This window comes from Sphaerisporangium dianthi (assembly GCF_042654065.1).
GTDB classification, from domain to species: domain Bacteria; phylum Actinomycetota; class Actinomycetes; order Streptosporangiales; family Streptosporangiaceae; genus Sphaerisporangium; species Sphaerisporangium dianthi.
Genome location: NZ_JBHSFP010000046.1, coordinates 30,134 through 48,113, shown reverse-complemented (window position 1 = coordinate 48,113; position 17,980 = coordinate 30,134). Strand labels below are relative to the sequence as shown.

Annotated in this window: 16 protein-coding genes; 9 read left to right on the top strand and 7 right to left on the bottom strand. The window is 73.8% G+C overall.

The window, feature by feature from the left end; genetic code table 11:
* Positions 1 to 556: 556 nt before the first annotated feature.
* Positions 557 to 676: an ALQxL family class IV lanthipeptide gene (locus tag ACFO60_RS37360; protein ID WP_380850990.1), complete on the bottom strand. Its 120-nt coding sequence runs from the start codon at positions 674 to 676 to the stop codon at positions 557 to 559.
* Between the two features lie 89 nt (positions 677 to 765).
* The gene (gene lanL / locus ACFO60_RS37355; protein WP_380850987.1) at positions 766 to 3,744 is read right to left on the bottom strand and encodes a class IV lanthionine synthetase LanL; all 2,979 of its coding nucleotides are present in this window, start codon (positions 3,742 to 3,744) and stop codon (positions 766 to 768) included.
* 112 nt (positions 3,745 to 3,856) lie between these two features.
* On the opposite strand from lanL, the gene ACFO60_RS37350 reads away from it, so the two are divergent.
* Positions 3,857 to 4,099 carry a hypothetical protein gene (locus ACFO60_RS37350; protein WP_380850984.1) on the top strand — a complete coding sequence of 81 codons (243 nt, stop codon included), beginning with the start codon at positions 3,857 to 3,859 and terminating at the stop codon, positions 4,097 to 4,099.
* Between the two features lie 7 nt (positions 4,100 to 4,106).
* Here the strand turns inward: ACFO60_RS37350 and ACFO60_RS37345 are convergent, their stop codons facing one another.
* From ACFO60_RS37345 to ACFO60_RS37335, 3 genes are all read right to left on the bottom strand, one after another.
* Positions 4,107 to 5,231: a radical SAM protein gene (locus tag ACFO60_RS37345; RefSeq protein WP_380850981.1), complete on the bottom strand. Its 1,125-nt coding sequence runs from the start codon at positions 5,229 to 5,231 to the stop codon at positions 4,107 to 4,109.
* Between the two features lie 206 nt (positions 5,232 to 5,437).
* On the bottom strand, positions 5,438 to 6,238 hold the full coding sequence (locus ACFO60_RS37340) for an IclR family transcriptional regulator domain-containing protein (RefSeq protein ID WP_380850978.1): 801 nt from the start codon (positions 6,236 to 6,238) through the stop codon (positions 5,438 to 5,440).
* Positions 6,239 to 6,362: 124 nt separating this feature from the next.
* On the bottom strand, positions 6,363 to 7,808 hold the full coding sequence (locus tag ACFO60_RS37335; protein WP_380850975.1) for an amidohydrolase family protein: 1,446 nt from the start codon (positions 7,806 to 7,808) through the stop codon (positions 6,363 to 6,365).
* 218 nt (positions 7,809 to 8,026) lie between these two features.
* Here ACFO60_RS37335 and ACFO60_RS37330 point away from each other — a divergent pair, with 218 nt between their 5' ends.
* The 4 genes from ACFO60_RS37330 to ACFO60_RS37315 are packed head-to-tail and all read left to right on the top strand — an operon-like array spanning position 8,027 to position 11,294.
* A complete protein-coding gene (locus ACFO60_RS37330; protein WP_380850972.1) occupies positions 8,027 to 9,217 on the top strand; it encodes a CaiB/BaiF CoA transferase family protein in 1,191 nt (396 codons plus the stop codon).
* Entirely contained in the window at positions 9,210 to 10,082 is an 873-nt protein-coding gene (locus ACFO60_RS37325) for a citryl-CoA lyase (protein WP_380850969.1), read from the top strand. The genes ACFO60_RS37330 and ACFO60_RS37325 overlap by 8 nt, the downstream gene beginning before the upstream one ends.
* Positions 10,075 to 10,938, top strand: a complete 864-nt coding sequence (locus ACFO60_RS37320; RefSeq protein WP_380850967.1) for a DODA-type extradiol aromatic ring-opening family dioxygenase — start codon at positions 10,075 to 10,077, stop codon at positions 10,936 to 10,938. Before ACFO60_RS37325 ends, ACFO60_RS37320 begins: the two co-directional genes overlap by 8 nt.
* A complete protein-coding gene (locus tag ACFO60_RS37315; protein WP_380850965.1) occupies positions 10,935 to 11,294 on the top strand; it encodes a hypothetical protein in 360 nt (119 codons plus the stop codon). The genes ACFO60_RS37320 and ACFO60_RS37315 overlap by 4 nt, the downstream gene beginning before the upstream one ends.
* A gap of 147 nt (positions 11,295 to 11,441) precedes the next feature.
* Here the strand turns inward: ACFO60_RS37315 and ACFO60_RS37310 are convergent, their stop codons facing one another.
* A complete protein-coding gene (locus ACFO60_RS37310; RefSeq protein WP_380850963.1) occupies positions 11,442 to 11,984 on the bottom strand; it encodes a YdeI/OmpD-associated family protein in 543 nt (180 codons plus the stop codon).
* A gap of 89 nt (positions 11,985 to 12,073) precedes the next feature.
* On the opposite strand from ACFO60_RS37310, the gene ACFO60_RS37305 reads away from it, so the two are divergent.
* From ACFO60_RS37305 to ACFO60_RS37290, 4 genes are all read left to right on the top strand, one after another.
* Positions 12,074 to 13,024, top strand: coding sequence for a helix-turn-helix transcriptional regulator (locus tag ACFO60_RS37305; protein ID WP_380850961.1), 951 nt, complete (start codon positions 12,074 to 12,076; stop codon positions 13,022 to 13,024).
* 209 nt (positions 13,025 to 13,233) lie between these two features.
* Entirely contained in the window at positions 13,234 to 15,363 is a 2,130-nt protein-coding gene (ligA, locus tag ACFO60_RS37300) for an NAD-dependent DNA ligase LigA (RefSeq protein ID WP_380850959.1), read from the top strand.
* Between the two features lie 64 nt (positions 15,364 to 15,427).
* Entirely contained in the window at positions 15,428 to 15,643 is a 216-nt protein-coding gene (locus tag ACFO60_RS37295; RefSeq protein WP_380850956.1) for a hypothetical protein, read from the top strand.
* Positions 15,640 to 15,951 (top strand): hypothetical protein, encoded by a 312-nt coding sequence (locus tag ACFO60_RS37290; protein WP_380850953.1) that lies wholly within the window; start codon positions 15,640 to 15,642, stop codon positions 15,949 to 15,951. Before ACFO60_RS37295 ends, ACFO60_RS37290 begins: the two co-directional genes overlap by 4 nt.
* 488 nt (positions 15,952 to 16,439) lie before the next feature.
* On the opposite strand, the gene ACFO60_RS37285 is transcribed toward ACFO60_RS37290, so the two are convergent.
* Entirely contained in the window at positions 16,440 to 17,612 is a 1,173-nt protein-coding gene (locus tag ACFO60_RS37285; RefSeq protein ID WP_380850951.1) for a hypothetical protein, read from the bottom strand.
* Positions 17,613 to 17,980: the final 368 nt, after the last annotated feature.

Genomic DNA, 17,980 nt, shown 5'->3' with positions numbered 1-17,980 from the left:
CCCGGCCAACCAGCGGGGGCACTGTCTTTCGGCAGGACTCGAAGTCCAGGACACGCAAGTGCTCACCCACCGGACGGCTACCAACACCGAGTCTGCCGCAAGGCGACTCGCTAACACTGATTAGGACGCGTGAACGGCTGGAAAGGGGTGGTTCGCCATTGCGATCGACACGGGCGGAACCGTGGGCGGCGCTCTCGTCCGGGCCCCCGGCGTCCTAAGCCGCCGGCTCCCGTCGTCCCCAGCTTCCGCCGTGCTTGAACCCGTTGAGCGCGGGGCGGGCGGCCCGGTGGCCGCCCGCCCCGTCTTACCACGTCCAGTTGCAGGCCGTGTCGTACATGCAGGTGTCCTGACAGGGCCACCGGCCGGTGTCCGGGCGGCTCGCCGGCAGGGCCTGCAGCGCCCGGACGTCGGTCTCCATGGTCACGGTCGTCCTCCTCGGTGCGGGCCACGCCCCAGGTGGGGCGTGTGCCCCGGATGTGTCGTGCCGCGCGTCGTCCTCCGCCTCCGCGGCCGTCGTGATGGCGCCGGACACGGGGCCGGAGGGGCGGGCGCGGGCTCAGGCGTTGGTGTCGCCGGTGACCGAGTAGCAGCAGGGAATGGTCTCCCAGCACGGCCACCGCCCGGAGCGGGGCTGCGACTCCGGCAGCGCCTGCAAGGCGTTCACGTCGATCTCCATCGTTGATCACCTCCTCTCCCGTTCATGAGGGCATGGTCGGTCCGCCGCGCCCCCCGGCCGCACCTGGCCGGGTGATCGGGCGCGGACGATCAGGGAGCGGCCGGGCCGGCGAGGACTTCCGGCAGCCACATGCGGGGCCCGCCGTCGCGCAGCCTCAGCAGCAGGGCCACCACTCCGGACAGGCCGACGTTGAAGTCGGCGAACACCTGGGTGCCCTTGTCCGGGGCGATGACCATGCGCCCGTCCCGCAGGGCGTGGCGCAGATATATCGCGGTGGCCAGGTCGAGGGCCCACCCGCGGTGGCGTTCACCGGCGCCCGCCTGGGCGAGGTCCAGCAGGAACTCCGCGTCGCCTGACAGGCCGTGGCACTGGCCGGTGTCGGCGTGCCACCGGGAGCGATGGATCGCGACCGCGGCGCCGGACACCAGCCGCAGGAGCGTCTCATCGCCCGTCTCCCGCCACATCCGCACCAGGAACGTCCCGACGCCGGAGGATCCGCTGCACCAGTGCGTCAGCAGCCGGTCGTCGCCCTCGCCGCTCGGCCAGTACGCGGCGTCGTCCTCTACGCGCGCGACGCGGGTGAGCGTGCCGGCCGCCTCGGCCGCCAGTTCCCCATAGGCCGGCTCGCCCAGCGCCCGTCCGGCGGCGAGCAGAAAGGCGCCGGTCCCGGCGACGCCGTGGGCGAAGCCGTAGTGCGTGAGGCCCGCCAGGGTGGAGGCGAAGTCCCGCGGGACGGGCCACAGCAGGCGCCCGTCCACGCGCACGGCGGCCTCCGCGACCGACGCGGCGGCCTGCCGCGCCCGGGACAGGAAGACCTCCCGCCCGGTGACCTCCCAGAAGCGCAGCTGGGTCATACCGGCGCCCGCCATGCCATGGCAGATGTCGGGATTGGGCCAGCGCACCGGAACCCGCAGGGCCAGGTCGGCGGCGAGCCGATCCAGCTCCTCGTCGCCGAGCACCCGGCCGGCCTCCAGCAGGGCCCATGCCGTGCCCGAGCGGCCGAAGTACAGCCCGGGCAGCATGCGCGGCTCGCGCAGCACCCGGCGGCCGATCCAGCCGGCCGCGGCGGCCACCGCTTCGCGCAGTTCCGGGTCCGGCCGGGCCTCGTACGCCCGGACCAGCACGCCGAGCACGCCGGCGGCGCCGTGCTGGACGTTGAAGGGGTCGGTGGATCGGCCGAATCCCCCGGTCGGCCACAGCCGTTCCGGATCCGAGGGGTTCATGGACGCGACCAGGTGCGCGAGCCCGTCGTCCAGCAGCCTCCCGAGATCGTCCTCCCCCTGCCCGATGTCCGCCCGACCGGACTCGTCCGGCCCGATGCGCGCGGGCGGAACTGCGGCCCAGGAGGGAACGCCGGACGGCGCGGGAGCAACGAACAAGGCGGGGCCGCCGGCCGAGGCGGAGTCACCGGCCAGGGCGGGGCCACTGGCCGAGGCGGGGCCATCGGCCAGTGGGGGATCAGCGGGTGCCGCGGGGCCGCCGGCCGAGGCGGGCGGGGCGGTGGAGGCGGGCGGGGAGGCTAGGGTGCGCCGGACGAGGCCGAGGGCGGGGCGGCGGCCGGGATCCTCCTCCAGCAGGGCGAGAATGAGCGGGGCCAGGCGGGCGGCGGCGGGGTTGCCGCGGGACATGTGGGCGAGCCAGGCCCCGAGGCGCCCGCGCGAGGTCCGTCCCGGCGGGTCGTCGGCGGGCAGGTGCGGGTCGGCGCCGGTGGCCAGGTGGAACAGCGTCGCGCCCAGCCCGTACAGGTCGGCCGACAGCTCGGGGGCGGGACCGTACCCTGGCCGCGCCCCCTGCTCGGGGGCGCCGTAGCCGGGGGTGCAGGCTCGCATCGCCGGCTCGCCGGGACGGGCGAGCAGTTCGAGGTCGATGAGCCGCAGGCCGCCGTCCTCGGTGACCATCACGTTGTTGGGGTTGAAGTCCTGAAGCACCAGCCCCTGGGCGTGGACGAGCGCCACAAGGCGGGCCAGCTCCGAGGCGAGGCGCTGGGCGTCGGCGGGAGGCGGGCCCCAGAGGCCGTCCTCGCCGAAGGCCGTGTTCGCGTGGACCCATTCGCGCAGGGTGACCCCGGCGATCGACTGCTGCACGAGGAACAGGTCGCCCTGCTGCTCGAACAGGCCTCCGGTCAGCGGCGTGACGCCGGATGGCTCCATCAGCTCCAGCATGGCCGCCTCGTGGCGGAGCGTGTCACGGACGTCCAGGCCGCCGGGGGTCGCTCCCACGTGCCTGCGGGCCTGCTTTACGATCACCGGCGCGCCGGTTCGGTCGTCGACGGCCTCGAACACCCCGCCTTTGAGCGCGTGGCGGATCGCCTTGCGGACGACGTACCGCCCTCCAAGCAGCACCGCCGCGACGGTCCCGCCGTCCCTTTCCGACGGCTCCCCCGCCGGTGCCATGACCGCCGGGGCCGCTGCCGGCGCAGCGGACGCGGGCGCCGGCGGGGCCGGGCGTGCCGGCGGCGTCCTCGGTCCCCCTGGTGCGGTCTGGGAGGGAACGAAGGGGTCGCGGGGCGCCCAGGGCGGCGGGCTGTACCAGGGCTTGCGCTCGTCGAGGACCAGGGATCCGTCCGGGGCGACGAGCATCGCCTCGCGCGAGCCGTCGTTGCCGAGCATCACCAGGCCGCGGAAGGCCCCGTACCGGTAGTGCACCAGGCTCCCGGGACGGTAGGGGCGGTCGGAGAGGATCCCCGGCCCGGGCAGCCCTTCGGTCGCGCGGTGCAGTTCCCCGGCCAGCTCGCGTAATCGCTCGTCGTCCACGTCCGGGTAGGCGGTGATGAACTTGCCGCCCCCGGCGCGGTCGTAGCGCGGCGAGGTCAACTCGGCCACCCGTTCCAGGGTGCCGGCGAACTTGAAGGGGCAGCCGTGCCGCGCCAGCACCGCGGCGGCCCTGCCGAGCACCAGCGGGGCCGACAGCGGGGTGGCGGACAGGTGCAGCTTCCATCCCTGTGCCCGGGAGCCGGCCTCGCGCCGCACCGAACACCAGAACTCGCCGGGCTCGACGCGCCAGCCGCCGGCGCCCTCCCGCGCGAGCACGGCCCGGACGATGTCCGGCAGGATCGTCTCGCCGGTCACGTCGCCGCGTGCTGGTCCGTCGCCCGCTGACGGGCCGGGCAGGACGACACCCGCACCCGCTGACGGGCCAGGCAGAACGGCCCCGGCACCCGCCGACGGGCCGGACAAGACGGTGCCAGCTCCCGCTGACGGGCCGGGCAGAACGACGCCGGCACCCGCCGACGGGCCGGACAAGACGGTGCTGGTGCCCGCCGCTCCGGCCGTCACCGGGCCGGCCCCGTACCCCGGCGATGGACCGGCGGCGTTCACCGGCGGCGGGACGGCCTCGTGCCTCGGCGACGAGCCGGTGCCGTTCACCGGCGGCGGGACGGGCCTGTTCCCCGGCGGCAGGTGCACGGCGTCCGGTGTCCCCTGACGGGCGTTCACGAGGCCTCCCCCGGGACCAGGTGGACCGGCGGGCGGGGACGGCGAGGCGGCGAGCCCCCTGCGACCGGCGCGGCGAGGTCCGGGCGGCGGGCGATGCGCTCGCGCGTCTCAGGCGAGCCGAAGCGGCCGTCGATCCGCCGGGTGGCGCGTGCCCATTCGGCCATGGTGCGCACGCCGGACAGCTCCGCGGTCACGAACGGGTCGTCCCAGCGGGCGACGGCCCGCTCCCACAGCACGGTGACGGGCTCGGTCAGCACGTTGCCGACGGTGCCCTCGTACATCGGCATGGCCCGCACGGCGCCGTCCGGCTCGATCTGCATGGCGGAAAGGACCTTCCCCGCCGCCACCCATTCGGGGTGCATCTGCAGGACGCGGTTGTCGGTCATGGTGACCCGCACCGAGGCCGGGGCGAGGTCGCGCAGGCGGCTCATCAGATCGGGGTCGGACAGCCGGCCGGCCTGGTCGTCGGTGAGCAGCTCATGGACGGCGAACCCGGGCCGGCTGGCGAGCCCCGAGGGCACCGCGGCGCCGAAGGCCAGGAAGTCCATCCGGGGGAAGCGGGGCGCGATGGCCGTGCACAGCTCCTCCATCTGGCCGAAGTTGCTCCGCACGAGCGTGCAGTCGATGCCGAACCGGAACTCTCCACCCGCCCGCGGCCCGCCCGGCCCGGCCCGGCCGGCGCCGTCGACCGTGGCGTCGAGGACGCCCAGGGCGTTCATCGCCCGCTGGAAGGACCCGGCGCGTCCTCGGACCCGGTCGTGCACCGCGGCCGTGGCGCCGTCGAGGCTCACGGTGACCTGGGCGCACACCCGGGCCAGCTCGCGCGCCATCGCCGGCCGCAGCGACCACCCGCCCGTGTAGAGGGTCACCGGCACGCCGGCGCGGGAGAGCCGCTCGGCGACGCGCACGATGCCCCGGACGGCGAGCGGCTCTCCCCCCGCCAGGGCCACCCCCTCGGGTTTCAGCTCCGCGAGCGCGTCCGCGACGCGCAGCATGCCGTCGAGGCCGAGCCGGCGAGACTCCCGCCGCCCCGACTCCGAATAGCAGTGCACGCACCGCAGCGGGCAGGCGTAGGTGACGTCCCAGATGACGTACGCAGGGCAGCAGGAAACGCCCATCATGGATCCCCGTTCGTCAGCGTGCGGCCCTCACGTGCTCCCCAGCACCGTGTCAGGGCCGTCTCGAGAACTCCGCCGGCGTGACCCCCGTGAACCGTGTTCCCCGCACCCGTGGGCCCGCCGCACTCATGGAACGCCCCGCCGCCCTCCCCTGTCTGCGTACTAATACCGGCAACCGCACGGCATCTCCGGCCCGGGTGGCGAAGCGGTCAGGAAGCGGTGACGTGGGGGACGGTGTCGTACAGGGACCAGTCGGTGCTGATGGCGCCGGCGGTCTTCAGCAGCAGGGGCAGGTGCTCCTCGGTGAGCTTGTCCACCGAGGTCTCGGCGGCGTGCGCGTTGACGTTGACCGCGGCGATGACGTTGCCGAGGCCGTCGCGCAACGGCGCGGCCACCGAGCGGATGCCGGGGGCGAGTTGCTCGTCGGTCAGCGCCCACCCGCGGGCGCGCACGGCGCGCAGGGCCGCCTCGCGCTCCTGTGGGGTCGGCTGCCAGCGCGACTGGATGCCCGACCTGCTGGGCTGCGCCAGGACGCGTTCGACCTCGGCGGGCGGCAGCGAGGCGAGCAGCACCTTGCCGAGGGAGGTCTGCAGGGCGGGGAACCGGGTGCCGATCTGCACCGACAGAGCGACGATCTTGGGGACGGCCACCCGCGCGACGTAGACGATGTCGGAGCCGTCGAGCTGGGCGATGGAGGAGGACTCGTGCGTCTGGGCGACCAGCCGTTCGAGGTGGGGCCGGGCGACCTCCCACAGCCCCATCGAGCGCACGTAGGACACGCCGAGCTCCAGCACGCGCGGGGTGAGCGCGAAGCCGCGTTCCTCGACTCTCGCGTACCCGAGCTCGCGCAGGGTGAGCAGGATGCGGCGCGCGGTCGGCCGGGCCAGCCCGGTGGCGGCGGCGACCTCGGTCAGCGACATGACGGGGCGCCCCGGCTGGAAGGCCCTGATGACGTCCAGACCGCGGGCCAGCGCCTCGATGAAGTCCGGTCCGGTGTCGCCACGTGCCATGAAGCGCCCTCTCCTGCTCGGATCCACTGGTCCGACTCTAGACCGCCCGCGTGGCCGTCTGTCCGCCTGGCGGCGATCCCGGGCGTATCGGCCACCCCCGCCGCGGCGGGGGTGGCCGCCGGGTTCACCGGGTGTGCGTCGAGGCGCTGTGGTAGTCGGTGTAGGTGTAGGGATTGTCGAGGATGGTCGTCTCGGGGATGTCGGGGTTCATCCCCTTCTGCCAGGCCTCCTCGCCCATGCTCTCCCGCAGGTGCTCGACCGTCCGCTCGACCTCGCGGCGGGCGGCCGCGAGGTCGACGCCGACCAGCCGGTGCTCGTGCTTGACCACCCGGCCGTCGACCAGGACGGTGTGCACATCCCCGCGCTGCGCCTGGAAGGCGACGTGGCCGAACGGGTTGAGCAGCGGGAAGGAGACGGGCGAGGCGTCGTTCTTGATCAGCACGATGTCGGCCTTCTTGCCGGCTTCGAGGCTGCCGAGGTCGTGGTCGCGGCCGATGGCGCGGGCCCCGCCGCGGGTGGCCCAGCCGACGACGTGCTCGGCGCGCAGGCCCGAATGGGTGACGGTGCCGCCCTTGGCGTGCGCCTGCATGTGCTCGCGGGAGCGGTCGGCGCCGAGCGTGGTGCGCATGGCCGAGAACAGGTCGCCGCTCCACCACACGGAGGTGTCCATCGACAGCGACACCGGGATGCCGTGGGCGCGGATGGCCCAGGTGGGCGGGTAGCCCTGCCCGGCGCTCTGCTCGCTCTCGGTCGACACCGAGATCGAGCCGCCGGTGGCGGCGATGCGGTGGTAGGAGTCGGCCGACAGCGAGGCGGCGTGCACGTACACCGTCTCGGGGGTCATGTGGCCGTGGTCGTACATCAGCCGGATGCCGTCGTCGCCGGTGGCGCCCCAGACGCCGGCGTGGGTGGTGACCGCGACGCCGAGCTCGCGGGCGGCCTCGAAGGCGGGCTTCTCGGGGAAGGCCGGGTCGCCGGTGACGTCGAAGGCGAGCTGGAAGCCCAGCATGTCGTCGCCGGAGATACGGCTCACGAAGTCACGGAACTCCGGCGCGGCGGTCCACTCGGCGGGCGGCCGCTGGATGTTGCCGTAGGCGAGCACGAAGCGCCCGGGCACCGAGCGCAGCGCGTCGACGGCGGCGTCGGCGTGGTCGACGGTCCGCAGGCCGTGCGACCAGTCGACGACGGTGGTCACGCCGGCGTCGATCGCCTCTATGGCGCCGAGCAGGTTGCCGGCGTGGACGTCCTCGGGGCGGAACAGCCTGCCGTGCTCCAGGTAGTACCAGACGAAGTACTGGGTGAGCGTCCAGTCGGCGCCGTAGCCGCGCATGACGGTCTGCCACATGTGCCGGTGGGTGTCGATCATGCCCGGCATGACGATGCCGCCGGTGGCGTCGATCACGGCGGCGTCGCCGGGCACCGCCAGGTCCGGCCCCACCGCGGCGATCCGGTCGCCGGCGACCAGGACGTCCGCGCGTTCGAGCACCTGGTGCGCGCCGTCCATCGGCAGCACCGTGCCGCCGCGCAGGACGACGGGCCGTCCCGGCTCGAACCCGGTCCGCTCGTTCATTGGTGAGCTCCTTACCGACCGAACGCGGGCACGGGCAGATTTTCCGAACCATTGTCCGCTGTACGGTCACCTCGTTTGCTTCGCCACTGTGATGACCGGGAGACCGTGTGTCAAGGGCGTGTTTCACGCGGATTTCGCACCTGTACGGCCAGGCATGGCTATGCCAGAATCACGCCAGCGGACATCTGTCCGTCACATGGGCGGGAGGGTGAGGCCGTATGACACTGGACGCCGCGCAGGAGAGGCCGGCCGGGGGCGGGCCGCTGTCCGGCGTGCTGGTGGCCGACTTCTCCCGCGTCCTCGCCGGCCCCTACGCGACGATGCTGCTGGCCGACATGGGCGCCGACGTCGTCAAGGTCGAGGGGCCGAAGGGCGACGACACGCGCGCCTGGACGCCTCCGGTGCGCGACGGCGTGTCCACCTACTACCTCGGCGTCAACCGGGGGAAGCGGTCGATCGCGCTGGACCTGCGCGACGAGGCCGACGCCCGGGCGGCCCGCGAGCTGGCGCGCCGCGCCGACGTGCTGATCGAGAACTTCAAGCCCGGCGGGCTGGCCAAGTACGGGCTGGACTTCGGCGCCGTCTCGGCCGCCAACCCCGGCATCGTGTACACCTCCATCAGCGGCTTCGGCTCCGGCACCGGCAGGCGGGTGCCGGGCTACGACCTGATGGTCCAGGCGATGTCGGGTCTGATGAGCCTCACCGGCGACCCCGGCGGCCCGCCGTACCGGGCGGGCATCTCGGTGTTCGACGTCATGGCCGGCAACCACGCCGTGATCGGCGTCCTCGCCGCGCTGCGGCACCGCGACGCCACCGGGCGGGGACAGCACGTCGAGGTCAACCTGCTGTCCTCCGCGCTCACCGGCCTGGTCAACCACAGCTCCGCCTACGTCGCCGGCGGGGTCGTCCCCTACCGCATGGGCAACGCCCACCCGAGCGTGTTCCCCTACGAGCCGCTGCCGACCGCCGACAACGACCTCATCGTCACCGCCGGCAACGACGGGCAGTTCCGCAAGCTGTGCGAGGTGCTCGGCATCCCCGAGATCGCCGGCGACCCGCGCTTCGCGACCAACGCCGCCCGTACCGAGAACCGCGAGGAGCTGCGCCCGATCCTCGCCGGGCGGCTCGCCGAGCGCGGCGCGGTCGAATGGTTCGAGCTGCTGGTGGAGGCGGGCGTGCCCAGCGGGCCGATCAACACCATCGACGGCGGCTTCACGATGGCCGAGCGGTTCGGGCTCGACCCGGTCGTCGAGGTCGGCGAGGGCGAACGCGCCGTGCCGACCACGCGGCACCCGATCCGGTTCTCCGAGACCCCCGCGGGCTACCGGCTCCCGCCGCCCGAGCTGGACGAGCACGGCGAGGAACTGCGCGCGTGGCTGGCGACCCCGCAGGAGGACGACCGTGACTGAGCACGACGCGCCCGGGCCGGAGCACGGCGAGGACGGCGGGCGGCCCCGCTACCCCACCGCCCTCGGCGCCTCGTCGCCGACGTCGATCACCCTGCTCGGCCACGACCTGGCGCGGGACGTCATGGGCGAGGTCGGCTTCGGCGAGCTGGCCTTCTGGCTGGCCACCCAGCGCCGGCCCACCCGCGGGGAGACCCGGGTGTTCGAGGCCGTGCTGGCCGCGCTGGCCGACCACGGGTTCACGCCCACCGCGATCGTCACCCGGCTGACGTACCTATCGGCGCCCGACTCGGTCCAGGGCGCGCTGGCCGCCGGGCTGCTCGGCGGCGGGTCGCGCTTCCTGGGCGTCACCGAGGACTGCGGCCGGTTCCTCAACGACGTCCTCACCGCCTGCGAGGGCCCGCTGCCCGCGGACGACGCCGGGTGGGACGCGCTCGCCCTCGCGACGGTGCGGGCCCAGCGGGCGGCGGGGCGGCTCATCCCCGGCCTCGGCCACCACGTGCACAAACAGGGCGACCCCCGCACGCCGCGGCTGCTGAGCATCGCCGAGGAGGAGGGCCTGTACGGCCCGCACCTGTCGCTGTTCGCCGCCATCGGCCGCGTCCACCCCGAAGTGCTGGGCAGGACGCTGCCGCTGAACGGGGCCGGCGTGTGCGGCGCCGCGCTCGCCGACCTCGGCCTGCCGCTGGAGCTGCTGCGCGGCTTCGCCCTGCTGGCCCGCACCGCCGGGCTGATCGGTCAGCTCGCCGAGGAGCTGCGCCGGCCCGTGGGCAACGACATCTTCCTGTCGGTGGACCTCAACAACCGGCCCGTCGCGCCCGAGCCTTACACCCCCGCCTTCGATCCAACTGGAGGTTCGCATGGCTGAGCTGGTCGCGGTGATCGCGTCCACCCACCATCCCTTCTACTACCGGGCCAGCACCTCCACCGGCGAGGACCGCCCGCCGTTCGCCGACGAGTGGGTGCGCAAGGTGGAGGCGTTCCGCGAGACGCTGACCAAGGCGCGCCCGGACGTGCTGGTCATGGTCGGCTCGGACCACTTCCACCAGCTCTGGCTGGACAACATGCCGCAGTTCCTGATCGGCAAGGCCCCGTTCTACGACGCCAACTGGTACAACGAGGAACGCGAGTTCGGCCTGCCGAGAATGCTGTTCACCGGCCAGGAGGACCTGTCGGCGTACATGCTGCGCGAAGGGCTGGACGCCGGTTTCGACCTGGCGTTCTCCAACGAGCTGCGCATCGACCACTCGATCACCTGCCCGATCATCACCCTGCGCCCGCAGAACGACCTGCCGATCGTGCCGGTGTACACCAACATCTTCGCCCCTCCCCTGCCCCGGCCCGGGCGGTTCGTCCAGCTCGGCCGCACGATCAGGGAGATGGTGGAGTCCTGGCCCGAGGACAGGCGGGTGGCCGTGATCGGCACCGGGCACCTGTCGCTGGAGCTCGGCGGGCCGCGCCAGTTCGGCCCGCACGGGCCCGACCCGGAGTTCGACCGCAAGGCCGTCGAGTGGATCTCCTCGGGGGACATCGAGGGCTGCCTGGCCGAGGTGACGCTGGACAGCCTGCACCTGCCGGGCAACGCCACCCACGGCTTCATGGACTTCATGCTGATGATGGGCGTCGCCGGCGAAGGCCGCAAGGCCGACTACGTCGACACCTACGACCTGTTCCACACCATGGAGGCGTACTTCACCTGGTACCCCGAGGGAGGCCCGGCGTGAGCAAGTACCTGCTGAACAAGTTCCTGTTCACCGTCGACCGCGACCCCGAGCTGGTCGAGCGCTACCGGGAGGACCCGGCCGGCACGGTCGCCTGGTGGGAGGGCGAGCACGCGGGCCGCATCCTCAACTCGGTCGACGGCGAACGCTCCACCTGGCCGCGGCTTTCGGACGCCGAGCGGGAGGCGCTGGCCGCCCACGACCACCCCCGGCTGTTCGAGCTGGGCGCGCACCCGTTCCTGACGCTGACCCTGTTCATCGCCATGTTCGAGCGCGACCACGAGCCGATGGGGTTCCAGCTGGAGTACGCCAGGCGGCTGGCGCACATGAACCTGCCCTATCCCGACATCGCCACCTGAGCACGGGCACCCCCGAGACCCCCGGCCACGACGCGCGCGGCCGGGGGCGGACGATCGGCACCCGACGGCGAGCCGGCCGCACGGCGAGGCCGGGACCGGGGCCCGGGGCCGACGACGAGCATCGCGGCGTCTTCGCCCGTGCCGGTCTCACCGGTCCAGCAGGCTGCTGATCGCGTTGTTCAGGCGGGCGGTGCGCCCGGCCGGGGTCCTCGCGTTCAGCAGCGGCAGGATCATCCGGTAGCGGCCGGTCTTGCCGAGCGCCTCGAAGCGGGCGGCTGCCTGCGGATTGGCGGCGAGCGCGGCCGCCAGGTCCGGCGGGACGGTGGCGTCGCGCTGGGCGGCGTAGGCCGCCGCCCAGCGGCCGTCGGCCTGGGCCGCGGCGATCTGCGCCAGGCCGGGCGGGCGCATCCGCCCGGCGGCGGTCAGCGCCTCCACCCGCCGGACGTTCGCCTGCGACCAGGGGCCGCCCTTGCGGCGGCGCGAGTAGCGTTGCAGGAAGCAGTGCTCGTCGAGGGCCTTGCGGTGGCTGTCGATCCAGCCGTAGCACAGCGCGACGTCCAGCGCCTGCTCGATCGTGACCGCGGCGACGGGCGACCCCTTCTTGGCGATCCTCAGCCAGACGCCGTCCTCGCTCTGGTGGTTTCGGGCCAGCCATCGCTCCCAGCCGGCGGCGTCCGCGAAGCGCATCATCGTCGTTCCCTCCCGGATCGGTGACGTGTGACCATCCTCCCGCTTGAAGTGCTCATCAACTGAGCACTTTTCCTGAGAGGCTTGCCGGCATGCGAGCCGACCGTCTTGTGGCCGTCCTGCTGCTCATGCAGGCCCGTGGCAGGGTGACCGCCGCGGAGCTGGCCGCCGAGCTGGAGGTGTCCGTCGCCACCGCCCGCCGCGACCTTGAGGCGCTGTCAGCGGCGGGCATCCCGGTCTATCCGCAGCCCGGACGCGGCGGCGGCTGGTCGCTCGTCGGCGGCGCCCGCACCGACCTCAGCGGCCTGTCGGCGGCCGAGGCGCAGGCGCTGTTCCTCCTCGTCGGCCCGGCCGCGGCCGTCTCCGGCGAGGCCAAAGCCGCGCTGCGCAAACTCGTCCGGGCGCTGCCGCACACTTTCCGCGCCGACGCCGAGGCCGCCGCGGACGCCACGCTGATCGACCCCTCCCGGTGGGGCGAGCGCGACCGCGAGCGGCCGCCGATGGTCGATCTGCTGCAGACCGCCGTGATCCGCCGGCGCAAGGTCCGCCTCACCTACGCCGGCCGCGCGCGGGAGCCCGGCGAACGGCTGGTCGACCCGTGGGGCGTCGTCGGCAAGGACGACGTCTGGTACCTGCTCGCGGGCACCGAACGCGGGCGGAGGACCTTCCGGGTCGACCGGATCGCCGAGGCCGAGCCGACCGGCCTGCCCGCCGAGCGCCCGGACGACTTCGTCCTCGCCGCCGCCTGGGACGAGGTCGTCGGCGAGGTGGAACTGCGGCGTTCGCGCACCTGGGCGACCGTGCTGGTCGAGGCCAGGTTCGTGCCGGTGCTGCGCGACCAGTTCGGACGGCACTGCCACACCGGCGGCGACGCCGGCGACGGGCGTGCCCGGGTCCGCCTCGGCGCGCCGACCCCGCTGGACATCGCCCGCCACCTCGCCGGCTGGGGCGCGATGATCGAAGTCGTCGAACCGCCCTCCGTCCGAGCCGAGCTCGCCCGCATCGGCGCCGAACTCCTCGGCCGCCACACCGGCGGGGACTGACACCATGGCGAGGGCGGCCAGGGGCTTCGAGAAGGCCGGCATGCCGGGTGGCCGCCGGCGGCTCGCTCCCTGGCGGCCGCCATGACCCGCTTGCCCCGATGCGGGGCGTCGCGCCCGTCTGCGACGGGGCCGTCCGCATAGGCGACACCCCAGCTCAGCCCCGCTTTCCCCGGCCCGGAATTGTCGGTGCCGCCCGGCATGATGGACCCATGAGCGACGCGCCCCCGATCACCCTTCTCGCCGACCAGACCGCCTACGCCGAAGCGGTCCAGCTCGCGGTGGACGCCTCCGCGGCCTACTACGGCGACGGCACCTCCACGTTGGACGACGACGCCTACGACCGGCTGGTGCGCGGCATCGCGGCCTACGAGCGGGCCCACCCCGGGCAGGTCCTCCCGAGCTCTCCGACGGGCAAGGTCGCCGGTGGCGCGGTCGCCGGCGACGTCCCGCACACCGTGCCGATGCTCAGCCTGGACAACGTGTTCGGCGCCGGGCAGCTGGCCGACTGGGCCGCCTCCCTTGAGCGCAGGCTCGGCCGCCCGGTCACCGCCTTCAGCGTCGAACCCAAGCTGGACGGCCTGGCGATCTCCGCGCGCTACCGCCGCGGCCGCTTGACCCAGCTGGTCACCAGAGGGGACGGCGTCGCGGGTGAGGACGTCAGCCACGCCATCGGCACCATAGTCGGCCTGCCCGGCCGGCTGGCCGAGCCGGTCACGGTCGAGATGCGCGGCGAGGTGATGATGACCATCGCCCAGTTCGAGGCGGCGTGCGCCAAGCGGACGGCGCACGACGGCACGACGTTCGCCAACCCGCGCAGCGCCGCCGCCGGCACGCTGCGCGCCCAGGACCGGCCCTACGTCTGCGAGCTCACCTTCTTCGGTTATGGGGCGCTCCCCCTCCCCGGCGACGACTCCGAGCTCGCGGCGCGGCTGCGCGAGCTGCCGCACGGCCAGGTCATGCACTGGGTCGCCGAGCAGGGGGTGCAGACCACCGCCGGCACGCCGGTCGCGGGCATGGTGGCCGCCAACGTCGAGGAGGCGCAAGAGCGCGTCGAGCAGATCGCCGCCGCCCGTGCCGGTCTGCCGTTCGGCATCGACGGCATCGTCGTCAAATGCGATCTGGCCGAGGACCAGGCCCAGGCCGGGTCCGGCTCCCGCGCCCCGCGATGGGCGATCGCCTACAAACTGCCGCCCACCGAGAAGATCACCAAACTGGTCGCGGTCGAGTGGAACACCGGCCGCACCGGCGTCATCGCCCCGCGCGCCGTGCTCGAACCGGTCGAGCTGGACGGCAGCATCGTCACCTACGCCACTTTGCACAACGTCGCCGACATCACCCGGCGCGGCCTGATGCTCGGCGACAGCGTGGTCGTCTACAAGGCGGGCGATGTGATCCCGCGTGTGGAGGCCCCGGTGGTGCACCTTCGCACCGGGGCCGAGCAGGCGATCACGTTTCCGCAGGCCTGCCCGACCTGCGGTGACGCGATCGACACCTCCCAAGAGCGATGGAGGTGCGTGCGCGGCCGCGCCTGCCGGGTGATCGCCTCCGTCGGCTACGCCGTCGGCCGCGACCAGCTCGACATCGCGGGCCTGGCCGTCAACCGCATCCAGCAGCTGCTCGCCGCCGGGCTCATCGCCGACTTCGCCGACCTGTTCTTCCTGACCCGCGACCAGCTGCTCGGTCTGGAGCGCATGGGCGAGGTCAGCACCGACAATCTGCTCGCCGCCCTCGAGCGGGCCAAGTCCCAGCCACTGAGCCGGGTGTTCTGCGCGCTGGGCGTACGGGGCACCGGCCGCTCCATGAGCCGCCGCATCGCCCGGCACTTCGGCACGATGGAGGCCATCCGCGCGGCCGACGCCGAGGCCATCCAGGCGGTGGAGGGCATCGGCCCGGAGAAGGCGCCCGTGGTGGTGGCCGAGCTGGCCGAGCTCAGCGACCTCATCGACAAGCTCGTCAGGGCCGGAGTCACCATGACCGAACCCGGCGCCACCCGCCCCTCCGGCGGTGAGCCCGGCGCGACCGGCCCGTCCACCGGTGAGCCGGTCGACTCGGCGGCCCTGCCTCTGGCCGGGATGTCCGTCGTCGTCACCGGCGCGATGACCGGGCCGCTGGAGGCACTGTCGCGTACCCAGATGAACGAGCTGATCGAGCACGCCGGAGGCAAGGCGTCCTCCAGCGTCTCGGCCAAGACCGCCCTCCTGGTCGCCGGCGACAAGGCCGGCTCCAAGCGGGCCAAGGCCGAGAGCCTCGGCGTGAAGATCATCACCCCTGAGCAGTTCGCCGAGCTGCTCGCCGCCACGCCGGAGTCCGGCCGACCGGCGGAAGACCCCCTCCCCTGACGCGGCCGCCGGCCCATCTCCCCCAGCGCCGGCCTGTGGGGCGCGCCAGCTGGTCAGTGGAGAGTTGGCCCGGCCCGCCGGCCTCGGGGCCTCGGCCCAGGCCGTGAACACCACCGCCGCGCCGTACGCCAGGCCGACGGCGACGCCGGACGCCGTCGCGGCGCCGAGTGCCAGCAACAGACCCGCGGTGGTCGACCACATGATCACCCCCATCACCAGGCCGGCGGCGAGCCCGCGCATCAGGCCCGCCGACGGCCTGGCCGCCGGCAGAAGCCGATGATCACGCATGCGCAGGTCGGCGAACCCCGGCGCCTGTTCCGCCCACGAACGCGCGCTGAACGCGACGACGAACCCGGCGATGACGCCGAATGCCATGCCGTAGCCAAGCCCGGGGGCGAGGCCGGCCGCGGCACCATCCGCGATCACGGTCGAGACCGTGGCGGTGAGCACGATCGGCAGCATGACGCAAAGGCCGATGACGAGCCTGATCGTCCGCGTGATGACGTGGCCGTCGGCGGCCAGCCGCCACCAGGCGAGGTCGCGGGTGCGCGGGGAGCCGTCGGGATCGCGGGGGTAGGTGAGCAGTAGGGCCAGACGGGCGAGGCGACGTCGCATCAGTTCCGGGTCGTGGCCGCGGCGAGGCCTGAACAGGTCGGTGGAGCGGGCGCTCGGCGGCCGGCTCTCGATGAGAGCCGGGATGAGCCGGTCGAACAGGTGCGCGCGCAGCGTGGCCGCATCGGGAAAACGGTCCGGGGCCAGCAGCGCCGCGGGGTCGGCGGCCGGGGAGACATAGACGGTGCGCAGCAGCCACAGACCGAGCGGGGTGGCCGTGACCTCGGCCAGCGCGGCGATCGCCCCGGCCGGCCGCGTGGGGGCGGCACGCAGGCAGGCGAGGATCTTCTCCCACTCGGGGCCGGGCCGCGGCGGCAGGCATCGCCGAAGGTATTCCGCCGCGTCGGCCGGCGACAGGGGATCGGGTTCGATCACCAGGCCGGAGGTGAGCACGTCTCCCGCCGCGTGCACCGCGTCGGCGTAGTCGGCGGTGCGACCGGTCACGATCAGCTGGTCGGCGCCGCTCATGGAGCGGTTGAGCGCGACGATGACCTCCGCCCGCGCGGCCGGGGCAGCTCGTCGAGCCCGTCGAGCACCGACAGGATCTTCCCGCGCCCCGCGAGCGTGGCGGGCGCCTCCGGGCCCAGCGCCGTGGCGCGTAACGCGGGATAGTCCTGAGCCAGCCGCTCGGCCAGCCAATCGTGCAGGAGGGGAAAGGCCGCCGTGTCCCAGCCTGCCACCGACAGCAGTACCGGCACCGGCTCGCCGGGGTGCTCGTGCCGGGTGGCCAGCAGCTCGCGCAGCAGCTGGACCGCCAGCGTGGTCTTGCCGGTGCCCGGCCCGCCGAGAACGACCAGCCGGCGACGGCGCATGGCGCGGAACTCTCCCGCGAGGGCGGCGATGTCGCCGCTGGAGGAGTCGAGCAGCAGGGAGGCGGGAGTGAGGTTCCCCGGATGGTCCATCAGACGGTCGTCGCCGGTGAGGCGCCATCGCACCGGGATGGGATCGGGATCGTCCAGCGAGCGCAGTGTCGCCTCGGTCCGCCACTGCTGGTCGACCAGCCCTGCCAGCGTCTCCATGGCCGACGCCAGGACGTCCTGCGTCACCGCCACCGGCGCCCGGCGCCGCCACGGCGAAGGCGTGGTCGCGGCGACCATCGTGGCCTCGGGGTTCGCGCGCCGCAGCCCGGTCACCGTCTCCTCGGACGGCCACCCGGCCGCCGGCCCCTTCGGCGGCCGGGTGGCCTCCGGATCCTTCGGCGGCCGCTCCACCATCGGATCCTTCGGCGGCTCCGCCGCCGCGCGCTCCGGCATCGCCTGTATCCGTCTGGCCGCCTCCGCCGCCAGCCGGTTGTCGCCGCGCACGCCGGCCAGCCGCAGCAGCAGCTCGCGGTAGGCCGCGTCCCACGCTTCGCGCTCACCCAGGCCGCCGGGAAGCGGACGGCCGGACTCCGCCGCGATGCGGAGGCAGGTGTCCACGAAGGCCTCGAAATGCTCCTGCTCCGGACACACCGGCCGGGTTCTGCTCGTCATCCCGGCGATCGTGCTGCGCTTCAGCCGTAGTGGCCGGCGGTCGCCGCGCCGCCGCGGCGTGCGGGCACTGGCGATCTCCAGGTCGCGGAACGAGACGGCGGCGGCGGCCTTCAGCGCCCGGAGCCGCTCGGCGAACTGCGACCGTGGATCCATTTCCTCACGCACCTGAGCACCTCGCCCAAGAAAGCCCCGACCCTCCAGATGCCCGGCGGCGCAGAACATCCCTCGCGATCCGCAGCATAGGCCGCCACCTGCGCGATCACCGGCCGGTTTCCCGAATATGCCCGCCCCCGACCGCCGGACGGGCGCCGGCACACCGGCCGCGCATCCGGCAGGCGATGCGCGGACCGAGCCGGCCATCGCAGAGCGTGGTTCTCACTAGGGAAACTCGGTGAACCGGCGACAAGAAACAATCGGGTGCGGGCGCATCTTCTGCCGCATACTCGGCAGCACGGGGAATTCGTCTGCGAGGAGTCGTCATGGGCTGTGCCTTCGCTGTCGGCGGGCTGGTCGGAGACCGATGGAATGCGCTG

Coding starts and splice junctions, on each gene's coding strand:
- ACFO60_RS37335 (WP_380850975.1), bottom strand. CDS start 7,808: ATGAACGAGCGGACCGGGTTCGAGCCGGGACGGCCCGTCGTCCTGCGC.
- ligA (WP_380850959.1), top strand. CDS start 13,234: ATGAGCGACGCGCCCCCGATCACCCTTCTCGCCGACCAGACCGCCTAC.
- ACFO60_RS37340 (WP_380850978.1), bottom strand. CDS start 6,238: ATGGCACGTGGCGACACCGGACCGGACTTCATCGAGGCGCTGGCCCGC.
- ACFO60_RS37310 (WP_380850963.1), bottom strand. CDS start 11,984: ATGATGCGCTTCGCGGACGCCGCCGGCTGGGAGCGATGGCTGGCCCGA.
- ACFO60_RS37305 (WP_380850961.1), top strand. CDS start 12,074: ATGCGAGCCGACCGTCTTGTGGCCGTCCTGCTGCTCATGCAGGCCCGT.
- ACFO60_RS37345 (WP_380850981.1), bottom strand. CDS start 5,231: ATGATGGGCGTTTCCTGCTGCCCTGCGTACGTCATCTGGGACGTCACC.
- ACFO60_RS37360 (WP_380850990.1), bottom strand. CDS start 676: ATGGAGATCGACGTGAACGCCTTGCAGGCGCTGCCGGAGTCGCAGCCC.
- ACFO60_RS37320 (WP_380850967.1), top strand. CDS start 10,075: ATGGCTGAGCTGGTCGCGGTGATCGCGTCCACCCACCATCCCTTCTAC.
- ACFO60_RS37290 (WP_380850953.1), top strand. CDS start 15,640: ATGATCACGCATGCGCAGGTCGGCGAACCCCGGCGCCTGTTCCGCCCA.
- ACFO60_RS37330 (WP_380850972.1), top strand. CDS start 8,027: ATGACACTGGACGCCGCGCAGGAGAGGCCGGCCGGGGGCGGGCCGCTG.